Annotated in this window: 15 protein-coding genes and 4 pseudogenes; 6 read left to right on the top strand and 13 right to left on the bottom strand. The window is 69.2% G+C overall.

The window, feature by feature from the left end; translation table 11 throughout:
* The first annotated feature begins 427 nt into the window (after positions 1-427).
* On the top strand, positions 428-1,378 hold the full coding sequence (locus tag OH735_RS32610; protein ID WP_406385245.1) for an endonuclease/exonuclease/phosphatase family protein: 951 nt from the start codon (positions 428-430) through the stop codon (positions 1,376-1,378).
* Between the two features lie 412 nt (positions 1,379-1,790).
* On the opposite strand, the gene OH735_RS32605 is transcribed toward OH735_RS32610, so the two are convergent.
* The gene (locus tag OH735_RS32605) at positions 1,791-1,943 is read right to left on the bottom strand and encodes a hypothetical protein (RefSeq protein ID WP_406385244.1); all 153 of its coding nucleotides are present in this window, start codon (positions 1,941-1,943) and stop codon (positions 1,791-1,793) included.
* Positions 1,944-2,123: 180 nt separating this feature from the next.
* Here OH735_RS32605 and OH735_RS32600 point away from each other — a divergent pair.
* Together OH735_RS32600 and OH735_RS32595 are read left to right on the top strand one after the other, a co-directional pair.
* A pseudogene (locus OH735_RS32600) lies at positions 2,124-2,270 on the top strand (ATP-binding protein); the annotation flags it as partial.
* Between the two features lie 522 nt (positions 2,271-2,792).
* Entirely contained in the window at positions 2,793-3,347 is a 555-nt protein-coding gene (locus OH735_RS32595) for an ATP-binding protein (protein WP_406385243.1), read from the top strand.
* 46 nt (positions 3,348-3,393) lie between these two features.
* Here the strand turns inward: OH735_RS32595 and OH735_RS32590 are convergent, their stop codons facing one another.
* The 4 genes from OH735_RS32590 to OH735_RS32575 all read right to left on the bottom strand — a co-directional run bounded on the left by OH735_RS32590 (position 3,394) and on the right by OH735_RS32575 (position 8,217).
* A complete protein-coding gene (locus tag OH735_RS32590) occupies positions 3,394-4,839 on the bottom strand; it encodes a choice-of-anchor P family protein (RefSeq protein WP_406385242.1) in 1,446 nt (481 codons plus the stop codon).
* Between the two features lie 17 nt (positions 4,840-4,856).
* Positions 4,857-6,929: a choice-of-anchor P family protein gene (locus tag OH735_RS32585; protein ID WP_406385241.1), complete on the bottom strand. Its 2,073-nt coding sequence runs from the start codon at positions 6,927-6,929 to the stop codon at positions 4,857-4,859.
* 347 nt (positions 6,930-7,276) lie between these two features.
* The gene (locus tag OH735_RS32580) at positions 7,277-7,996 is read right to left on the bottom strand and encodes an NAD(P)H-binding protein (protein ID WP_406385240.1); all 720 of its coding nucleotides are present in this window, start codon (positions 7,994-7,996) and stop codon (positions 7,277-7,279) included.
* A complete protein-coding gene (locus OH735_RS32575) occupies positions 7,963-8,217 on the bottom strand; it encodes a hypothetical protein (protein WP_406385239.1) in 255 nt (84 codons plus the stop codon). The genes OH735_RS32580 and OH735_RS32575 overlap by 34 nt, the downstream gene beginning before the upstream one ends.
* A 181-nt stretch (positions 8,218-8,398) precedes the next feature.
* On the opposite strand from OH735_RS32575, the pseudogene OH735_RS32570 reads away from it, so the two are divergent.
* Positions 8,399-9,232: pseudogene (locus tag OH735_RS32570) on the top strand (serine/threonine-protein kinase); the annotation flags it as partial.
* Positions 9,156-9,353: pseudogene (locus tag OH735_RS32565) on the top strand (hypothetical protein); the annotation flags it as partial. The pseudogenes OH735_RS32570 and OH735_RS32565, both read left to right, overlap by 77 nt.
* On the opposite strand, the gene OH735_RS32560 reads toward OH735_RS32565, so the two are convergent.
* The 4 genes from OH735_RS32560 to OH735_RS32545 all read right to left on the bottom strand — a co-directional run bounded on the left by OH735_RS32560 (position 9,341) and on the right by OH735_RS32545 (position 14,152).
* Complete coding sequence (locus OH735_RS32560) at positions 9,341-10,180, bottom strand: RimK family alpha-L-glutamate ligase (protein ID WP_406385238.1); 840 nt, start codon at positions 10,178-10,180, stop codon at positions 9,341-9,343. The pseudogene OH735_RS32565 and the gene OH735_RS32560 overlap by 13 nt on opposite strands.
* Positions 10,177-11,124 (bottom strand): RimK family alpha-L-glutamate ligase, encoded by a 948-nt coding sequence (locus OH735_RS32555; RefSeq protein ID WP_406385237.1) that lies wholly within the window; start codon positions 11,122-11,124, stop codon positions 10,177-10,179. Before OH735_RS32555 ends, OH735_RS32560 begins: the two co-directional genes overlap by 4 nt.
* A 638-nt stretch (positions 11,125-11,762) precedes the next feature.
* Positions 11,763-13,208 (bottom strand): MFS transporter, encoded by a 1,446-nt coding sequence (locus tag OH735_RS32550; RefSeq protein WP_406385236.1) that lies wholly within the window; start codon positions 13,206-13,208, stop codon positions 11,763-11,765.
* Positions 13,205-14,152, bottom strand: a complete 948-nt coding sequence (locus tag OH735_RS32545) for a nucleoside hydrolase (protein ID WP_406385235.1) — start codon at positions 14,150-14,152, stop codon at positions 13,205-13,207. Before OH735_RS32545 ends, OH735_RS32550 begins: the two co-directional genes overlap by 4 nt.
* Before the next feature lie 434 nt (positions 14,153-14,586).
* On the opposite strand from OH735_RS32545, the gene OH735_RS32540 reads away from it, so the two are divergent.
* Complete coding sequence (locus OH735_RS32540; protein WP_406385234.1) at positions 14,587-15,639, top strand: LacI family DNA-binding transcriptional regulator; 1,053 nt, start codon at positions 14,587-14,589, stop codon at positions 15,637-15,639.
* Between the two features lie 92 nt (positions 15,640-15,731).
* Here the strand turns inward: OH735_RS32540 and OH735_RS32535 are convergent.
* The 4 genes and pseudogenes from OH735_RS32535 to OH735_RS32520 all read right to left on the bottom strand — a co-directional run.
* A pseudogene (locus tag OH735_RS32535) lies at positions 15,732-15,826 on the bottom strand (RbsD/FucU domain-containing protein); the annotation flags it as partial.
* Positions 15,827-15,859: 33 nt separating this feature from the next.
* Entirely contained in the window at positions 15,860-16,780 is a 921-nt protein-coding gene (locus OH735_RS32530) for a ribokinase (protein WP_406385233.1), read from the bottom strand.
* Between the two features lie 212 nt (positions 16,781-16,992).
* Positions 16,993-18,009, bottom strand: a complete 1,017-nt coding sequence (locus OH735_RS32525) for a LacI family DNA-binding transcriptional regulator (protein ID WP_406385232.1) — start codon at positions 18,007-18,009, stop codon at positions 16,993-16,995.
* Between the two features lie 318 nt (positions 18,010-18,327).
* The gene (locus OH735_RS32520) at positions 18,328-19,584 is read right to left on the bottom strand and encodes an MFS transporter (protein WP_406385231.1); all 1,257 of its coding nucleotides are present in this window, start codon (positions 19,582-19,584) and stop codon (positions 18,328-18,330) included.
* Positions 19,585-19,592 lie beyond the last annotated feature (8 nt).

Here is a 19,592-nt window from a genome sequence, read left to right as displayed (position 1 = left end):
AACGCCCCGCGTACAAGCAGTCCGCGACGGCGCGTCACCCCTGATCACGCTATGCCACCGAACGACACCGTGGAGCCATGACCAGCAATCCACCACTCCCCGTGCGCCCCATCCGCACCGCCCAACCCCGGCCTTGCGGGCCTTCCCGGCCACGACCAACGGCTGGCGGCATGCCGGTTGCTTTGTCGGTTCTTCGCCGACCGCCCGGTGGCAGCGGGACCCGGCCCACCGGCGGCGCAGTCGTCGTGCAGCGGTCAATGAGTGCGCCTTGACGCGCGATTTGATGCACAGTCATAACTTACAAACACTGTACTGATCACGTTTACACATACTTTACTTTACGGTCTCTCCTCATGGACAAGCTTTGCGGGGCGCGCACGCGCCCCCAGCCCTACGACTAGGGCGTTCCCACCCCAGCGGAGAAACCTTGAAAACGATCAGAGCCCTCCTCGCGGCAATAGGCTGCGCTGTGCTCGCACTGACCGGTGCGTTGATTGCGCCGTCGTCCGCGAGCGCCGACACCGTGACACGGGTGACGGCGCCGCAGTTGCGGTTCACCAGCTACAACATCTGCGGCAACATGTGCGGCAACCCGAACTACTACGACAACCAGCGCCGCATCGACCAGGTGGTCGCCGAGGCGTCGGCGGATGTGTGGGGCGCGGACCAGATCTTCCTGTCGGAGGTGTGCCGCTCGCAGTACGACGCGATCCTGGCCAAGCTCGCCCCCAAGGGGTTCAGCGGCCTGTACACCGCGACACTGTCGGGCTATCCGACGATCTGCCACGGCAGCGACTACGGAATGGCGGTCTTCGTCAAGGGGCCGGCGCTGGAGACCACCGTCCTGGACCTGACCCAGGGCGGCGAGTCGGAGCCGATCAAGAACCCCTGCATCAAGTCCCGGCTGCAGGGCCGGATCACCTGGTCCTGCTCGATCCACCTGTACTGGTCGGCCTCGCCGACGCTGCGCGACGCCGAAGCGCGTGAGCTCGCCGCGCAGGCCAAGGCATGGGAAGACGCGGGCATCCCGGTGGTGCTGGGCGGGGACTTCAACGCCCCGCCCGCCAGCACCATGGCCTCGTATTTCTACGAGCCCGCCCTCGGTGGCGGTGCCAAGGGAACCATGATCGAGGTCGACGAGACCGACCGCGACTACTTCACCCCCGCCTGCGTCTCGGCGGAGGTGTCGCAGTGCCGCTCGGGTCAGGACAGCAAGGACGGCGGCAAGATCGACTACGTCTTCCTCAGCGCCAAGTACTTCGCCAACCCCGAGGCCGACGTGCTGCCGATGGACACCAAGGTCTCCGACCACAAGCTGCTGCGCGGTGCGGCGACCTGGAAGCACAGCGGCCAGACCACCGGCAGCCTGTCCAGCTAGGCAGTCGGCGATGACCTGGATCAGCACGCGGGCAGCCCCTTGCAAGGGCGGCGGCTTCTAGCCGGCGAACCTGCCAGCCGCTGCGGGGAATTTCTCTGGTGACGGCCGAGCCGACCTGGTCGGCCGGGACACCGCCGGTGACCTGTAGCTCTACAAGGGCAACGGAGCGAGCTACTGCGCACCCCGCACTCACGCGGGCAGCGGATACGCCGCAGGCGAGCTGATCTTCTAGACACGGCGGATACGACGAAATTGTCACACCGCTCGAACCCCACGTCTGATCCGCTCCAAGAATGAATGGCCGGCCGCTGGCCGCTACAGAAACGGAAGGCCGCCACCCTCGCAGGGGTGGCGGCCTCGCCGTCCTTGCACCGCGCGAGCTGATGTTCGGGCCGGGTCACGGCCGAGCCCTTCACCCGGGTGGCGAACACCCCGCAGGCGGCCAGGCCCCGGCCGTCTCGTCGGCCGTGGCCAGGTGGATCCGGCGCCGTCCGCCGGCCGGCTTCTTGACCCGACCGACGGACACCCCGTCGAAGTTGAGCAGCAACGTCGTATCGTTGAACAAGCCCGTGGCTCCTGGGCGATCGTTCTGCGTCGAGAACAGAAATGATCACTCAGAACCACGGGAATCCTGCATCCAGGCCGCCAGACAGCGACTCGAACACCGACAGTGACAGCACGTCAGCTCCCCGACGAGGCGCACCGCTCAACTTCGAAGACCCGGTTCCCCTGGCACCACTTCTCGATGCGCTTCAGCTCCACGCCACGTGGAGCCCGCCTCGCCCGGCGCCTGGCCGGCGAGCGGCTCGACGCGTGGGGCATCCCGTACAGCAGCGACACGCACGACACGCTGTCGCTGATCGTCGCCGAGCTCAGCGCGAGGGCCGTCCGCGAGCCGCAGTACGCCCCTCACTCCTGCTCGGCCTGTTCGTCAAGGAGCGCCAGTGCCATGTCAGAGAGGGTCAAGCCTCCTCCGTCCACAGTCCACCGGGCGGGACCCTGGACTGCGACTGGGGCTTGCTCCCAGCCCGCGAGTTCGTACATGTGCAGGACCAGGCGCGTAGGCGATAGGCCCGGTTGTCCCCCGCCCGCAGAAGGCACTTCGACCGGTCATTGACCCACGTCGCCTCACTACGTTGAGGTTCTTGGGCGAGCCATGCTTCGAGAGCTTTGATCTCTGGCTTGTTCCACAGCCGCAGACGTAGGGGAGTCCCATCCTCCGGCCGCTTCCCGGGCTTCACACCCGAGCCTGACCCCGAGCCCGAGCCCATGTCCGCGTCCGCGTCGCCCCGCGTCACCGTCATCGCCACCGCCCGTCCCACGCACGTACATGCCGGACGCCTCCGCGTACAAGCAGTCCGCGACGGCGCGTCACCCCTGGTCACGCTACGCCACCGAACGACACCGTGGAGCCATGACCAGCAATCCACCACTCCCCGTACGCCCCATCCACACCACCCAACCCCGGTTCCCCTGGCACCACTTCTCGATGCGCTTCAGCTCCACGCCACGCGGTGCCCGCCTCGCCCGGCGCCTGGCCGGCGAGCGGCTCGACGCGTGGGGCATCCCGTACGGCAGCGACACGCACGACACGGTGACGCTGATCGTCGCCGAGCTGAGCGCCAACGCCGTACGCCACGGCCACGTGCCCGGCCGCGACTTCCGTCTGCGCCTGTCCGCCGAGGACACCACCCTGCGCGTCGAGGTCACCGACACCCGCGGCGAGAGGATCCCCACCCTCGCCGAACCGGCATCGGACGACCAGGAAGACGGCCGCGGCCTGCTCCTCGTGGCCGCACTCACGGACCGCTGGGGCTGGTACCCGTGCGCGGACGGCCCCGGCAAGACGGTCTGGGCCGTGCTGGAAATGGGAATGCCATCGTCCGGCCCTGCGCCATGGGGGAGCGCCGGGGCAGGCTCTGATTCCCTTACGGCGCCGACGCTGACGGTCGGCGAGCCACCGTCTTGAGCCCCAGGACCCAAGCAACGGGTCCTGGGGCCTACGCGTCACAGGATCAGACGCAGTTGTGCGCGGCGCTGGTGCTGGAGCCGATCACCACGTCGATCCCGCCGAGGCCGGTCACATGGAGTGCGTTGACCGTGAGCCCGTCGGCGGTCTCCGTCTGCTCGTTGATGACGGCCTTCACTCCCACCCCGAGATCGATCGTGTGGTTCGGAGTGTCCGGCACCGTGACCGGAGTGCCCGCGATGCTCAGGGTGAGCGCCGTGGACCCCTTCTTCAACGTGCAGGTGCTGGTCGAGGACGCAGTGAGCCCCGACGCCTGGATGACGGGCAGGCCCGGCAGCCCCACTGTGGCCTTGGACACGGTCGACGTGGCGGTCGCCGAGCTCGGACCGACGTCCGTGACGACCTCGGCGCAGAGGGCGTCGGCGGACAGGACGAGCGCGTTGATGCCCTGCGCACAGGCCGGGGCCACCGTCTGGGCACCCGCCGTACGCACCTCACCGGTGTCCGGAGTCGGCGCGATCACGAGGGGCAGCAGCAGGACGGGAACCTTCGCCGACAGACCGTACGCCCGCCCGCTCACGTACTGGAGCTTCAGCTCGGCAGACGTCTCGGACGCCTTGTAGTCGTCGTCCCCCGCGAACGTCACCGTCAGCGGGATAGTGGCGCCCTCCGCCCACGGCTGGTCGACGGAGTCGATCGGGCAGCTCGCCACACCCTTGGCATCCGTCGTGCCCTCACACGTCTGCGGGTTGTCCCCCTCCCCCAGGGCGAAGCTCACCTCACGCCCGTCGACCGGCGCGCCACCCTCCTTCTCCGTCAAGGTGGCCGACAGCTCCACCGGCGAACCGTTCGCGATGCTCGTCGGACCGTCGTACGCGAGGGCCGTGTCCTTCTGGACCGGCGGTTCCTGGCCGTCGCAGCCGTTGGTGCTGGTGATCTCCGCGGCGTTCTCTTCGTCGTAGGGATACTCGAGCTCCTTGCCCTCCATCCAGATCGGCACGAGGGACCCGTCATGCCACTGCTCGTGGTGCAAGTGGGCGTAATCGACGCCACCGGTCTTGCCGACGGTGCCGATCTGATCGCCTCGCTTGACCTCATCGCCGGTCTTGACGGTCAGCTCGTTGAGGTGGAGGTACTTGCTCACCCAGCCGTCGGGGTGCGCGAGCTGCACATACTGACCGCCGTCGGCCCCCCAGTCGCCGGCCTCGGCGGTCCCATCGGCCGCGGCGAGCACGGGCAGACCGAGGTCCTCGTCACCGGCACCCAGGTTGAAGTCCAGTGACAACTCGCCGTCGCCGCCGCCCCCGTGCCCGACACGGGTGAAGTACTTCCAGGTGGTGTCGCACTCGAACGGGGCCAGAAAGTCCGGCCTCGCCATGACCGAGACGTCGCCGGCCGGCGCGGGTTCGGCCGCCTGCGCGACCGGAGCCGCCAGGATCAGGCCGAGCGTCGCGGCCAGGGCCGCCAGTAAGGTTCCGCTTCTCTTCTTCACAGTGATGTCCCCCTGAGTCAGGCGCAGTTGTGCGCAGCCGTGGTGCTCGAAGCGACCACGATGTCGATGCCGCCGACGGCGGTCAGATGTACGGCGTTGACGGTGAGCCCGCCCTCGGACTCGATCTGCTCGTTGACGACGAGCTTCGCCCCCACGCCCAGGTCGATCGTGCGGTTCGGCAGGTCACCGATCTCCACCGGAGTGCCCGCGATCGTCAGCGTCAGGTCGGTGCTGCCCGTGGTGTCCGTGCAGCTGCTGGTGGATGTGGCCCGTACGCCGGAGAGGCCCACCACCGGCAGCCCAGCCAGCCCGATCCGTGCCTCCGCCACGCTCGCGGTGGCCGAAGCGCTGCTGGGGCCGGTCGTGGCCGCCACCTTGGCGCAGAGGGCTTCGGCGGACAGCAGAAGGGCGTTGATGCCCTGCGCGCAGGCCGGGGCCACCGTCTCGGCACCCGCCGTACGCACCTCACCGGTGTCAGGGGTCGGAGCGATCACGATGGGCAGCAGCAGGACCGGCACCTTCGCCGTCAGCCCGTACGCCCGACCGCTCACGAACTGGAGCTTCAGGTCCGCGGAGATCTCGGACTTCTTGTACGCGTCGTCCCCCGCGAACACCGCAGTCACCGGAACAGTGGCGTCCGACCTGAGCGGCTGGTCGACCGAGTCGATCGGGCAGCTCGCCTTGCCCTTCGCATCCGTTGTGCCCTCACACGTCTGCGCACCGCCCTCCTCCCCGAGGGAGAAGCTGACCGCACGCCCGGCGACCGGCGCGCCGCCCTCCTTCTCCGTCAGCGTCGCCGACAGCTCCACCGGCGAACCGTTCGCGATGCTCGTCGGACCGTCGTACGCGAGGGCCGTGTCCTTCTGGACGGGCGGCTGCACCACACCCTCGCCCACATCGATCTGGTTCTCGTCGATCGTGAACTCCACACCGCCGTACGCCGTGGTGACATCACCGCTGTACTGCTTGATGCGCTGGTGGTCGGCCCACAGGTGGTCCGGGATCGCCGGGTCGTCGGTGGTTCCGTTCCCATCCCACTTCGCGAAGTCGATGACATCGGGCATGGGGTAGTTCGACCCGTCCGCCTTCACCAGGTCGGCGATGAGCGAGGACAGACTCCCGTAGACACCGGAGACGTAACCCAGTTCGTGCAGGGTCGTGGTCCACGACGCCAGGAAGGGCATGACCAGGGCCGTGGTGTCCGGCCCCGATTCGTAGTTCTCCATGTTGAAGTAGAGAACCGACCCTTTCCCGAAGCCGACGCTCTCCGCCTGCGCGATCGCGTCCCGGGCCGCTTCCGCGCCCTGCGGTTCCGGGTCGGTGATCACTTCGCATTCCCGGCCGCCGTCGTCACCGCAGCTGCCCGCGTCCGCCGATGCCTGGCGGCCGACGTAGATGGGGAAGAAGCGCCACTCGTTGTCGTACTGGGTCTGGACCCACTGCGCGTCGATGGTGATGTCGCAGCCCGCGTTGACACCGCCGATGTACACACCGATGGCGCTGTACGGGGATGCCTCCTGCCAGACGTTCATGTCGCCCGTGGAGGGGGCTGCGCATTTGTCGAAGCCCTGGCCATGGAAGGAAGTTGCGTCTGCCGGAACGGCCGCGACCGAGGGCGGTTCCTCCGCCGTCGTGGCGGGGCCGGCGTCGTCGACCGGCAGCGAGGCGCTGCGCAGTACATCCTGGATCCGTTGCCGGTCGCCGCCGTAGACCGCGGTGACCGAGATCCCGTCCACGGTTGCCTCGTACGTACCCGATGCGCGGTTCTCGGTGACGCGCGCCGCGTCGGTGGTGACCTCGGCGGGCTCCAGCAGGAGCGCTTCGGTGCGGCCGAACACCTTGGCCGGACAGTCCTGTTGGGTACCGGGCGCGCCGAGGTACACGGCGTGCCGGTCGAACCGGACACAGGTCTCCGGATCGTCGCGGAGGTCGATGACCTCCCACGATTCCGGAACGGTGAACGTGCGTCCCTGGTAGGTCACTTCGGTGGTGCCGGCCGATTCGGCCGCATGGGCCGGGCCCAGCGAGCCTGCGGTGAGCGCGGCGGTGACGGACAGTGCGAGCAGCGCGCCGCGCACGGATCGGCGCATGCTGAAGAGAGGTCTGTGCTCAGTGATGGTTCCCCCTGAACCCGGGCGCCGGGTTCGACTTCCGGCGCATCTCGAGCGTTGACCTCGGCGAGACTGGAGCAGTGACGTGACACACGTCAATCGACGGCTCGCGGATCCGGCCACCACTACCGGTGGGTCACCCGGGATCACGGGGTGTGATGTTTGCGGCAGGTGCAAAACGGACTGTGGAGGGCCGGTGAAGCACCGGGTCACTCAATCGGCCTCACCCGCGCCTCCAAGGGGCGTCCACCGAAAACCCACCGCGCCTTCACGGTGCCTGTTTGTCTGGATAGCGACCGCGGTACGTCGTATTCCGCGTACTGGTCCTATGCGAAGGCGGCGATGTGACGCCGGGCCCAGTCCGCGAAGGTGCGGGGCGGGCGGCCGAGGATCTGCTCGACGGCGGGGCTGAGGCGCAACTCGGCTGCGTTGGGCTCACCGAGGATGGTCAGCGTGGTCTCGACGACGGGCGCGGGCATGAACGCGAGCATCTGCTCGCGGGCCTCCTCGCGGGTCAGTTCGATGAACCGGACCGGCTCGCCCAGCGCCTCGGCGAGCGCCTCGGCCTGCTGCCGCGGCGTCGTGAGGGCGGGTCCCGTCAGCTCGTGGACCTGCCCGGCGTGACCGTCCTCGTGCAGGGCCGGAGCGGCAACATCGGCGATATCGGCCGGGTCGATGACCGGCAGACCGATGCCGGCCAACGGTGCGGCCACGGTCCGCCGCGTACGGACCGGCTCGGCCCAGGCGTACGCGTTGGAGGCGAAACCGCCGGCCCGCAGGACCGTCCAGTCCATCCCCGACTCGCGGACCGCGCGGTCCAGCGCCAGACCCGTACCGCCGTGCGACTCCGAATCCGATCGGCTCGCGACCCCGATGGAGGAGAGAAGCACGACCCTCCGGGCTCCCCCAGCCTTCGCCGCATCGAGGATGTCTGCGCGCTGCCGCAACTGCTCGACGCGTGACTCGACCTCCTGCCTCGAAAGAGCCCACCGGCGGATAAGCGCCTCGTGCGTCACCTGTGCGTACGGCTCGTGGCCGGACACCACGTCCCTTGTGTCGCACCGACACGGACACCCGAGTCCTGCTCCACACAGTCACGAAGCGCGTCCAGGAACTGCGACCGTTCCCGTTCGCCGGCCAGCGTGACAACCTCTTCGAGCTGGTCGATCACCACAAGCACACGCCGGAACCTGCCGCCGCGAAGCCTCGACAGTTCGGCCTTCAGAGCCCCAGGCCCCTGACGCAGTCGTCGCAGGACGGCGTTCACCGGTTCCTGTCCGCCGCCGCGGCCGCGATGGCCGAAGTCAATGCACCAAGCGGATTGGGACCAGGTGAGGGGGCGGGCAGGAGCACCCGGTCACGCGGCCACTCGGTTCGCGGCGGAGAGGGGTTCTCCAACTGGTACACGACGACCTGTCCCACCACCGTCGCGATGACCAGCACTCCGAAAGTTCGCCAGGCGCTTCCGCCGTGAGGCCCGTATCACCGCGCGGATCCAGCACCCCGGCGTGCCGCAGGTGTACGACGCGGTGCTCGACGACACGTACGAGCGGCTGTTCCTGGTCATGGAGCTGGTGGACGGGGTGTCCCTGTCCACGTACATCCACCCGGATCGGCTGCTTCCGGTCAGTTGGGCGGTGGCGGTGGCGGCCCAGGTCGCCACCGTACTGTCGTACGCGCACGAGGTACCGGTCATCCACCGCGACCTCAAACCCAGCAACGTCCTGGTCGCCCGCGACGGGACGGTGAAGGTCCTCGACTTCGGGATCGCGGCGATCCTGCGGACCGATGTCACGAAGCTGACCGCGACCGGCACCCCCATCGGCACCTACCAGTACATGGCGCCCGAGCAGGTGCGCGGCGGGCGGACCACTCCGCAGACCGACCTGTACGCGCTCGGCTGTGTGCTGCACGAACTGCTCGGCGGACGCCTGCTGTTCACGGCGGACAGCGAGTACATGGTGATGCACCAGCACGTCAACGCCGCTCCCACCCCACTGCGGGTACTGCGTCCCGAGGTGCCGCAGGAGCTGGAGGAGCTCGTCCTGCATCTGCTGCTCAAGGCACCGGAGGCACGGCCCGCCGATGTGCAGGAGGTGTACGAGCGGCTTCGGCCCTTCCTGCCGCCGCCCGGCCGGATACCCGGGCCCGGTGAAGCCGGACCTGCGGGGGCGCCGGACCCGACCGGGGTCTTCCTCAACCCGCGTGAGCGACGGTGTGCTGCCGTACCCGCGTGCGGTGACTCCGGCCTACATCGACCGGCTCCAGCACGAGTCGGACCTGCTGGCGGAACGCTGTCTGCTGTTCGTCGCGTGCACGCGGGCCCGGGACGGGCTGCATGTGTCGTGGTCGGGCGCGCCGAGCGAGTTCCTGGTGGAGGCCGGGGTGCGTCAGGCCTTGTAGGCGGGAGGGCCGGGCCGGGGGCGTCGCAGTGCCAGGGCCACCAGCGCGGCGGGGGCGCCCTTCGGTCCGCGGATGCCGGGGAAGGCGTTGATGTCGACGACGACGGGCGCCCCCTCGCGGTCCAGCAGGTCGACACCGTAGACATCCAGGCCGAAGACCTCTCCCGTGTGGAGGGCGAGTTCGGTCCAGGCCTGCGGCAGGTCACGGACCAGTGGCGCGGGCTGCGCACCGTCCGGCGGTGCGCCCACGGGTGCGGGGCGTACCCCTGCGAACACCTCCTTCGCGATCACCCACAGCTTGTGGTCCCAGCCGCTGTTCGCGACGAACTCCTGTAGGACGACGGGCTCGTTGGGCCACTTGGCGGCGAGGTCCCGGAGCTCGGACGGGCAGTCCACGCGGGCGACCAGGTCCGCGCGCCGGCTGTGGCGGCTCTTGACCATGAGCGGATAGCCGCTCTGCGGCCGCTCCGCTACGGGGAGGGCTTCGGACAGCGCGTCCAGGGTCCTGGTCCGGGGCATCGGCAGGCCGGCGCCTTCCGCCACGGCGGCGATCCGGCTCCTGTCCTGGCACAGCTCCGTCGCGGCAGCGGAGTTCACCACCCGGGCGCCGTGTGCTTCGAGGAAACGGGCCAGCACCAGTGCCCGGGGGGTGTGAGCCTTGAGGAGGTAGACGTCGGCGAGATCGTCCGGGGTCACCAGTTGTGACGGGGATCCGGTACCGGTGTCCGGGTTCAGGAACGTCACCCGGTGCTCCGCCTCGATCAGTGCGGCAGAGGCTGTGGCGAGCAGCGGATGATCCGGCTTGTCGGTCAGCAGACACACCCTCATATCTGCGCGACTCCCGGCACGGCTGCCAACATGTCCGATTCGGGGCCAGGGACGGGGTGCAAATGAGGCAGTCCATGGGCGATTTGCGGCTGCGCGGGAATGCGCGGAGCAGGGGCGAGCATGCCCGTCCTGGCAGCGCCGCCCGTCCTGGCCAGGTCGAGGACGGCTCCGGCCAACCGGGATACGGCGTCGGGGACCTGACGGAAGCTCGGGAAGTCGTTGATGTCGACGATCACGGGGCCGTCGGGGCCGAGCACCACGTCGATGCCGTACAGATCGAGGCCGAAGACCGCTCCCACCTTCGCCGCCACTGCGGCCACCTCGGCGGGCAGGGGAACGGCTCCCTCGTCGACCGGCCCGTCCGGGTGGAGCGGGGAGCGGCGCAAGGTCGCGTGGAACTCGCCCGCGAGACAGTAGACCTTCAGGTCGGAGCCCGAGTTGGACACGTAGGGCTGTGCGATGAGTTGGCCCTCCCCCGCCTGCTCCGCCTCCGCCAGCCGCCCGGGGTCCGACACGAGCCGCACCCCGCGCCCCGAGCTGCCGTCGGCGGGCTTGACCACCAGGGGGAAGAGCTCGTCGGGAACATCCGCGAACAGTGTGGCCCTCGGGGCCGAATAGGTCACCGGAACCGGTAGCCCGTGCTGTCGCGCGATGACCGAGGTGAGGACCTTGTCGCGCACCGCGCGGATCGACCGCGCATCGTTCACCGTGGTCAGGCCCACAGCCGCCGCGGCCTCCAGCAGGGTGAGCCCGGGGCCGCCGGACACGGTCTTGAGCACCCAGGCGTCATGGGTCCCCGCCCGCACCTCTTCCGAGATCCGCAGCAGTGAGTTGCCGGGGCGCACCACGTCCACCTGGTGTCCCCACGACAACAGTCGTCGGACCACGTCAAGCGGCATGCCGTCATGCCGGTACAGCTCTTCGACGAGGAAGCAGAGCTTCATCCCAATACCCCTCGGTGCCCCACGACTGATGAGGGCACAACGGTGCCTTGCAGTGCTCTTCCGAACACCACCAAAGGGGCAACGCTACGTCACGCTCACCCCAAAGCGACCGCCACCGGGTGTTACTGATGGTGCGTTGCCTCATCCAAGCAGATCTCCGTCTGGCGTGGCCACGGAGTGGAGGGCATTGCACCGACCGAATCCGCCCGGGGGCACGGAGTACGGATCTCTCTTGAGGGGCCGACATCGTGGCGCGCACGGGCCGACGCACGGGCACGCCGCGGGTCACGAGAGGGATGGGTTGGGCGAGGGAGCCCGTCAGTACTGTCGACGGTTCACCGGGATCCGCACCGTCTGCATCGGCGCATACACGTGATGGGCCGCCCTCCGAAGAGGAATGCGGCCCATGCCGACTGCGGGGTGATCGCGCCGGAGACCGCGGTGACCACCGCGCAGACCCGTCGTCCGCGATTCGTAATGACGGTTGAGGATTCCCGCCTTCCGGCCTGAGCGGGAAGATCCGCCCGCCCCTCAGGGTGCTGTGAACAACCCCGGGAACTCCAGCGGTCCACCGGCCGAGCTGATCCCGCTGCCCCGGCGTCGACAGTGTCACGCCGGGGCAGCCGCAGCCGTCAGGGTCAGTCTTCCGCCGCCACTGGCTTGGGGATCAGGAAGGACGCCACGGTGGCGAGGCCCAGCAGGACCACGCCCGCGATCATGCTGGCGACGTACCCGTCGATTGATGCCGGGTCGGCGGGCTGGACGGCCGTCTGGACCGCGTAGAGCACCGCGAAACTGAGCCCGGCGCCGAGGTTGAACGCGCCGGCGTTCAACCCGGGCAGGAATCCGGGGTTCTCGCGCGGGGACAGCACGATACCGAGGCCGTTGAGCATGATGTTGCCCACGCCCGCGTAGGTGATGCCGACCAGGAGCGAGGCCACGAGCAGCAGGGCACGCGACTGGTCGCCCAGGGTGAAAATGATCAGGACGACGGAGGCGGCCGCGCCGATCAGGCCCAGACGCAGGATGCGGCGGTAGCCGAAGGTGGCGGCGAGCCGGCCGGCGATGGGGCCCATGGCAAGCCCGGCCAGCGCGTACGGCGTGAGCGTCCACCATGCGGAGGCTTCGGCGGACATGCCGAGCCCTGCGTTTGCGTCCTGGGCGAACGCCGGGATCAGCCCGTTCATGATGGCGAACACGCCGGTCATGGTGAGCACGGTGGTCAGCAGCGTCGCCCAGGTCGCGCGCTGCCGCAGGTGCCGGGTCGCGACCAGCGGGTGCCCGCTCCTGCCCTCGGTCCGCCAGAACAGGGCGAAGGCGATCGCCGCCACGACGACAAGGACGGCGAAGAGCAGCCAGTTCGCGGCGCCGAGCTTTCCGGCCTCGTTCAGCGCGATCAGCAGTGCTCCGACCGAGACGACCAGGAGTGTGACACCGGGCCAGTCCATCCGGGACGCGACGGCCGCCTTGGACTCCGGCGTCATGGTGGCGACCAGAACCGTGGCGATCACCGCCACCAGGGCCATCACCCAGAACACCGAGGCGAAGCCGTGCTTGTCGGCGAGGAACCCGCCGGCGAGGGAGTCGACCCCGGCGATGCCACCGTTGACGGCGGTGATCACGCCCAGCAGGGTGCCGTACTTCTTCGGCTCGGTGACCTCGACCCGCAGCATGATCAGGCACAGCGGCACCGTAGGCCCGGAGACGCCCTGGATGATGCGGCCGACGAACAGCATCGGCACGTTCTGTGCCAGTGCGGCGACCACGCAGCCGACCGCCATGAGCGCCATCATCGCGACCAGCACCCGGCGGCGGCCGATGATGTCGCCCAGCCTCGGCAGGAACAGCGAGAACAGGGCCGCCGAGGTGAAGAACGCGGTCTGGGTGAGCCCGATCTCGGCCGAAGTGGCACCCAGGCTGTCCTCGATGCTCTTCAGGGCCGGGCTCAGCATGCTGGCGTTCAGCTGGAAGGCGAAACACGCCACGAGGAGCGCGGCGACCAGCACGCCCACCCGGACCGGACGCCGGTCGGTGACCGGCGGCGGCCCACCCGGGACAGCTTTGGTACCGGTGAAGGCGTTCATTCTGCGCCCTCACCGATCCGCGTCAGGGCGTCCACGACGAGGTCCCAGAAGCGCTCGTGGTCGAGCTTGACGGCGACCTGGGTGTGGCAGTCGGGCGGTGCGGGCGCCCGGAAGTCGGTCACGGTCATGCCGAGGGTCAGCCCGCCGGTGAGCTCGATGTCCACGGGGGCCTTGCGCACCGTCATGACGGTCGGGTCGATGACGTAGGCGACCGCGCACGGGTCGTGCACCGGAGGGTGCTCGAAGCCCTGCGACTCGAGGTAGGTGGCGCCGAAGAAGTCGAGCAGCTCGCCCACGAACGCGGCCGGCTTGGTGCCGACCGCGGCGATCTTCTCCCGCACCTCCGGGGTCGCGAGCGCCTGGTGGGTCAGGTCGAGACCCACCATCGTGACCGGCCAGCTCTCGTTGAAGACGATGTGCGCGGCCTCCGGGTCGATGATGATGTTGAACTCGGCGACCGCGCTCCAGTTGCCCTCGTGGTAGCCGCCGCCCATCAGCACGACCTCGCGGACGCGGGAGGCGATGCGCGGCTCCTTGCGTACGGCGAGCGCGATGTTGGTCAGGCCGGCCGTGGGGACGATGGTGATCTCGCCCGGCTCATGGGACATCACCGTGTCGATGATGAGGTCCACGGCGTGACGTCGGTCCAGCTCCAGGGTCGGTTCGGGCAGCACCGGGCCGTCCAGTCCCGACTCGCCGTGGATCTCCGGCGCGGTCTCGATGGTCCGCACCAGCGGCCGCGGACAACCCGCGGCGAAGGGAATCCCGGTGATACCGGCGATACGCGCCACGGACAACGCGTTGCGCGTCACCTTCTCCAGCGTCTGGTTGCCGACCACGGTGGTCACGGCGACCAGATCCACGTCCGGGTTCCCGTACGCGAGGAGCATGGCAATCGCGTCGTCGTGCCCGGGGTCGCAGTCCAGGATGATCTTTCTGGCCATCGGAAGAGCCCCTTCGCTCAGCTGAACAGTTTGAGATGGATCTCGGCCAGCGCCGCAAAAGGGCTACTGCACAGAGTGCGCCGGTACGGTCCCCGACCGCCGTTACGGTCCGCGCCGGCATGCGGCGCCGACCCGCGGGCGGGCAGCGAGACAGACGGGTACCGCGCACTCTTCCTTGATCACGCGGTGGGGAAACGTTGAGAAAACGTTTCGGGAAATCGTTCTCCGAGAACTTTGCGCACCGACGCCCACGATGTCAATGGGTGAAGTCATATCTCACGTTGTGACCCGTTTGGGACAGGGGATCGGGGTCTGGGCACGGGTAAGGGCCGGTGATAACGTTTGCCAACTCCCCGCGGGCACCCGCCCGCTTCGCGACTGGACCAGACGAACAGGGCAGGCGATCCGAAGTGGCGGAAGTAACACTGCGAGACGTGGCCCACCTGGCGGGCTGTTCCATCGCGACGGTGTCCCGGGTGCTCGTCGGCAACCGCCCGGTCGGCACGGAAACCGCCCGGCGAGTACGCGCGGCTGCCGACAGTCTCGGCTACCGGCCCAACCACGTGGCCCGTGCGCTGCGCAGCCGCTCGACAGGCACCATCGGCCTCGTACTGCCGCAGATCACCAACCCGTTCTACCCCACTCTGGTGCGGGAGCTGACGCGCGCGCTGCACGTCCACGACCGTGCCGTGATCCTCGCCGACTGCGACGACGACCCGGTGACCGAAGCGGCCCGGATCGACGCCTTGCTGGCCCGGCAGGTCGACGCCCTGCTGGTCGTCCCGGTCGACGAGAAGCGCAGCGTGGCCGCGGTGACCGCCGCGGCGGCCCGGGTGCCGCTGGTCCTGCTGGACCGAGGCTGCGGCCCCGGCGTCGCCGACTCCGTGGTCGTCGACAACGCCGCCGGCATAAAGCTCGTGCTGGACCACCTCGCGGCCGCGGGGCGTCGCCGTCCGTGCTTCATCGGGGCTGCGGGCACCGCCTCGGCGGCGGTCGAACGCCGCGCCGCGTACGAGTCCGGCGCCGGAGCACTGGACCCGCAGGCGCCCGGACGTGTCGAACTCGGCGAATTCTCCGTCGAATGGGGGCGGGCCGCGGTGGACCGGGTCCGCGCGCACCGTCCGGACGCCATCGTCTGCGCCAACGACCTCATCGCCATCGGTGCGTTGCAACGACTGCGACAGCTGGGCGTGGACGTCCCGGGCGAGATAGCCGTCACCGGCTTCGACGACATCCCCATGGCGAGCCTCACCGACCCTGACGTGACCACCGTCCGCCAACCCGTCGCCGAACTGGCCGCGGAGGCCGCCCGGTTGCTGAACCGGCGGCTGGCCGGAGAGGCGGCCGGTCCGAGCCGCACGGTACGACTCGGTCCGGAACTCCACGTCCGCGGCTCCAGCGCGACGGACTCCACCGGTCCGGCCGACGCCGCACCCGGCGCCGACCCGGCGTGGGCCCGGGAGCCTGCCGGAAACCCGGCGTCATGAGACCCGGCGCGGCCGGAGCCCGGGCTCCTGATCTGGACCGTGCCTCCTCGGCCTGCTCGCCGCTGAGTGGCGGCTGTAACCGGCCGCTCAAGGGGCCGGATCGGGATGGGCGTACCCACGTCGCAGATCAGTACCCCGTCACCATGGCCCAACTCGGCCGGCGCCCCACGAGATAACGGTTGAGGATTCCGCCTTCTTCACAGCGCGGAGACTTCCTCCTTCACAGCGCGGAGATTTCCTCTGCGCTCGGGTAGGACTCCTGCGCGCCCTGCCGGGTGACGGCCACCGCACCGACCTTGACGGCGAACGCGGCGGCCTCGGCGAGTTGTTCTCCCAGGCCGAGCCGCCAGGCCAGGGCGGCGGTGAACGCGTCGCCCGCCCCCGTCGTGTCCACAGCCTCGACCTTGGGACTCGGTACGAGTACGACGTCACCCGTACGGCCGTCGGCTACGAGCGCGCCCGCCGCACCCAGTGTGACCACGACCGACTGCGGGCCGAGCTTCAGCAGGGCACGCGCCCACTCCTGAGGCGTGGCGCCGGCGGCTTCCCCCAGCATGTAGCGCGCCTCGTGCTCGTTGACGACCAAGGGGTCGCAGGCGGCCAGCACGTGATCGGGCAGGGGTGCGGGCGGGGACGGGTTCAGGACCAGCCGGGTACCGGGTGAGATGGCACCGGCCACCTCCGCAACCGTCTCCAGCGGAATCTCCAGCTGTACGGACACGACCCGCGCCGCCTCGAAGAGGGGTCCGGCCGCCCGGATGTCCTCGGGGGTCAGCCGGGCATTGGCCCCCGGCGACACCACGATGCTGTTGTCGCCGGAGGGGTCCACGGTGATCAGCGCGACTCCGGTCGGTGCCCCGCCCACGAGGACGCCCTCGGTGTCCACCCCGGCCGCCCGCTGCGATTCGAGCAGCAGGCGGCCGTGGGCGTCGTCGCCGACCCGTGCCAGCAGCGCAGTGACGGCCCCGAGGCGGGCGGCGGCCACCGCCTGGTTCCCTCCCTTGCCGCCCGGGTGGACGGCAAGATCGGAACCGAGCACGGTCTCACCGGGTGCCGGGCGGCGTTCGACACCGATGACCAGGTCGGCGTTGGCCGAGCCCACAACCAGCAGGTCGTACTGGTGGTGGTCGTTGACGTGCATTGTTCCTGCTTTCCGAGGTCAGACGCTACTCAGGCGCTTTTCAGGAGAAATTGGCGGCAATCTTCTCAATGACTACCTTGAACTGGCACCCGCACCATGCTAATGACCTTCATTCCCTCTGCGGCTCGCGCCGCGTTCTGCGCGGCGTGTGCCCAGTTCGTGCGCCTGGGCCTTGCGTATGCCTTCGATGCGCAGCAACTCGCCCTGGGTGCTCACAGGTTGTTCCTCCGGTTCGAATCGTGTTCGCCGCAGGAACTGCGTACGACAAGGCGGGCGGGAAGGGTCACGGATTGTGGGGACCGCCCCTCGACGATGTCGACCAGCGCGCGTACGGCGGCGCGGCCGAGTTCTCCCGTCGGCTGGGCGATCGCCGTGATCGGCGGATCGGTGTGCAGGAACCACGGGATGTCGTCGAAGGCCGCGAGCCCGATGTCCCGCGGTACGCGAAGCCCGCGTGCGCGGATCGCGTCCAACGCGCCGAGCGCCATCGGATTGTCGGCGGCGAAGACGATCCCGGGCGGTTCGGGAAGGTCCAGAAAGCGCTCGGTGATGTGGCGCCCGCTGTCTGCCCGGTAGTCGCCCCGGCCGATGTAGGCGTCGGGCAGCGCCAGTCCGTGCTCGCGCAGCGCCTCGCGGAAGGCTTCGACGCGCTCGTTGCCCGTGGTGGTGGTCGCCGGGCCGGCGATGATCGCGAGGCTGCGGTGGCCGAGGCGGTGCAGGTGGGCCACCAGGTCCCGGATGGCGTCGCGGCCGTCGGCACGCACCACGGGGACGTCCACGCCCTGGATCCAACGGTCCACGAAGACCATCGGCGTGCCGCTGCCCGCGGCACCCGGCATGAGCGGGGAGCTACCGTCGGCCGGGGAGACGAGGAGTCCGTCGATCCGGCGGTCGAGGAGCGTGCGTACGTGGTGTTCCTGCAGGTCCGGACGCTCGTCGGCGTTTCCGATGATGACGCTGTAGCCGAGGGCGCGAGCCTCCTCCTCGACGAAGCGGGCCAGTTCGGTGAAGTACGGGTTGAGTACGTCACTGATGACCAGGCCGAGGGTCCGCGTCCGATCGGTACGAAGCGAACGGGCGACAGCGTTGGGCCGGTAGCCGAGGACGTGGACCGCGGCAAGGACGCGAGCGCGCGCGTCGGGGCTGACGGAGGGATGGCTGTTGAGTACGCGGGAGACCGTGGCGACGGACACTCCCGCCTCGGCCGCGACATCCTTGATGCTCGCCATTTCCGGACCCCCTCCTTGCGGTTTCCGTGAGCCTCGAAACCAGCGGTCCAGAGCTGGGAAATCGATTACAGACACGATTGAAATCGATTACATGACCGAAAGCAAGACGTGGCCGGTCACTCGATACCGGATCGCAATAAAAAGGGGGTCGCGCCGCGCGTCCACGCGCGGCGCAAAGCATGGGCATGGGCATGGGCCCGCCCTGGAAGGCGGACCCATGCCCATGACGTGGTGCGGCAGTTGATGCGGTTGCGGAAATTGCTGCACTTACGGCAGTCGCCGCACCAATGCGTACCGCCTGGCGTGCTCGGGCTGTGCTCAGGCTGTGGAAACGGCGGCTTCCGGCTGCGCGTCGGCGGTTCCGCGCGGCAGCGTCAACACGGCCAGGAAGCCGAACACCGCGACGGCGGCGAAGAAGTAGAAGCCCCACGGGTGGCCGATGCCGGCGGTGACCAGGGCGCCGGTGATCGACGGGCCGACGATCGAGCCGATGCGGCCGATGCCGGAGGCCGAGCCGAGCGCCGTGCCGCGGACGGACGCCGGGTAGTAGTTCGTCACGTAGGCGTAGACGAGCACCTGCGCCGAGAAGACGAACACACCGGTGAAGAAGATGATGGTGTTGAGCAGGAGATCGCTGCTGATCTTGATGCTCAGGCAGGCCAGCATGAGCACGGAGACTGCGAACCAGCCGAGCGTGGTGCCCTTGATACCGCGCCGGTCGGCGACGTATCCGCCGAGGACCAGGCCGACGACTCCGCCGACGTTGAGCACGAGGAGCTGGGTGACGGCCGTGGGCACCGGGTAGCCGGCGTCGTTCATGAGCTTGGGCAGCCACGTGTTGAGGCCGTAGACCAGGAGCAGCCCCATGAACGAGGCGACCCAGATCCCGATGCTCGCGCGCAGGAAGTTGGGCTTGAGCAGTTCGGTGAACGCCACGCGCTGAGCCTTGGGCGCCTCCTTCGCCTGCACGAAGACATCCGACTCCGGCAGGCGGAACCACTGGATCACGGCGACGCCGAGGCCGGCGACGCCCAGGCCGTAGAAGAGGACCTGCCAGTTGTCGGTGACCTGCAGGGCCAGCAGTGAAGTGATCACGGCACCGGTGTGGTAGCCGGTCATCGTCAGGGTGGAGGCCCGCGCCCGCCGGTGCGCGGGCATGTGCTCGGACATCATCGTGAGCGAGACCGGCATGCAGGCGCCGAGGCCGAGGCCGGCGATGAGCCGCAGCGCGGCGAACATGGCGACGGAGTCGGCCAGCGGGACGAGGATGGTGAAGACGGAGAACAGCACCACCGACCCGATCAGCAGGAGGCGCCGGCCAAGACGGTCGGCCAGCGGCCCGACGCAGACCGCGCCGATGGCCACGCCGACGAGCGAGAGCGTCGCGATGGTGGTCGCGTCGCCCGCGGTCATGCCGAGATGGTGGGTCTTGAGGAGCGTGGGGATGATGGCGCCGAGGACCACGAGGTCGTAGCCCTCCAGCAGGACGGTGATCCAGCACAGGATCACCGTCCAGGAGCTGCGAGAGGCGGTGCCGGATCTGGCCGGAGACTGCGTCGATATGTTGTTTGCCACGGTGGGCC

Origin of the sequence: Streptomyces sp. NBC_01618, from assembly GCF_045209435.1 — a bacterium.
Classification (GTDB): domain Bacteria; phylum Actinomycetota; class Actinomycetes; order Streptomycetales; family Streptomycetaceae; genus Streptomyces.
Note: the sequence above shows the minus strand (reverse complement) of the source record. Positions and strands in the feature narration are given on the sequence as shown.

Coding starts and splice junctions, on each gene's coding strand:
- OH735_RS32545 (WP_406385235.1), bottom strand. CDS start 14,152: ATGGCCAGAAAGATCATCCTGGACTGCGACCCCGGGCACGACGACGCG.
- OH735_RS32530 (WP_406385233.1), bottom strand. CDS start 16,780: ATGCACGTCAACGACCACCACCAGTACGACCTGCTGGTTGTGGGCTCG.
- OH735_RS32555 (WP_406385237.1), bottom strand. CDS start 11,124: ATGAAGCTCTGCTTCCTCGTCGAAGAGCTGTACCGGCATGACGGCATG.
- OH735_RS32560 (WP_406385238.1), bottom strand. CDS start 10,180: ATGAGGGTGTGTCTGCTGACCGACAAGCCGGATCATCCGCTGCTCGCC.
- OH735_RS32595 (WP_406385243.1), top strand. CDS start 2,793: ATGACCAGCAATCCACCACTCCCCGTACGCCCCATCCACACCACCCAA.
- OH735_RS32550 (WP_406385236.1), bottom strand. CDS start 13,208: ATGAACGCCTTCACCGGTACCAAAGCTGTCCCGGGTGGGCCGCCGCCG.
- OH735_RS32585 (WP_406385241.1), bottom strand. CDS start 6,929: ATGCGCCGATCCGTGCGCGGCGCGCTGCTCGCACTGTCCGTCACCGCC.
- OH735_RS32525 (WP_406385232.1), bottom strand. CDS start 18,009: ATGGCGAGCATCAAGGATGTCGCGGCCGAGGCGGGAGTGTCCGTCGCC.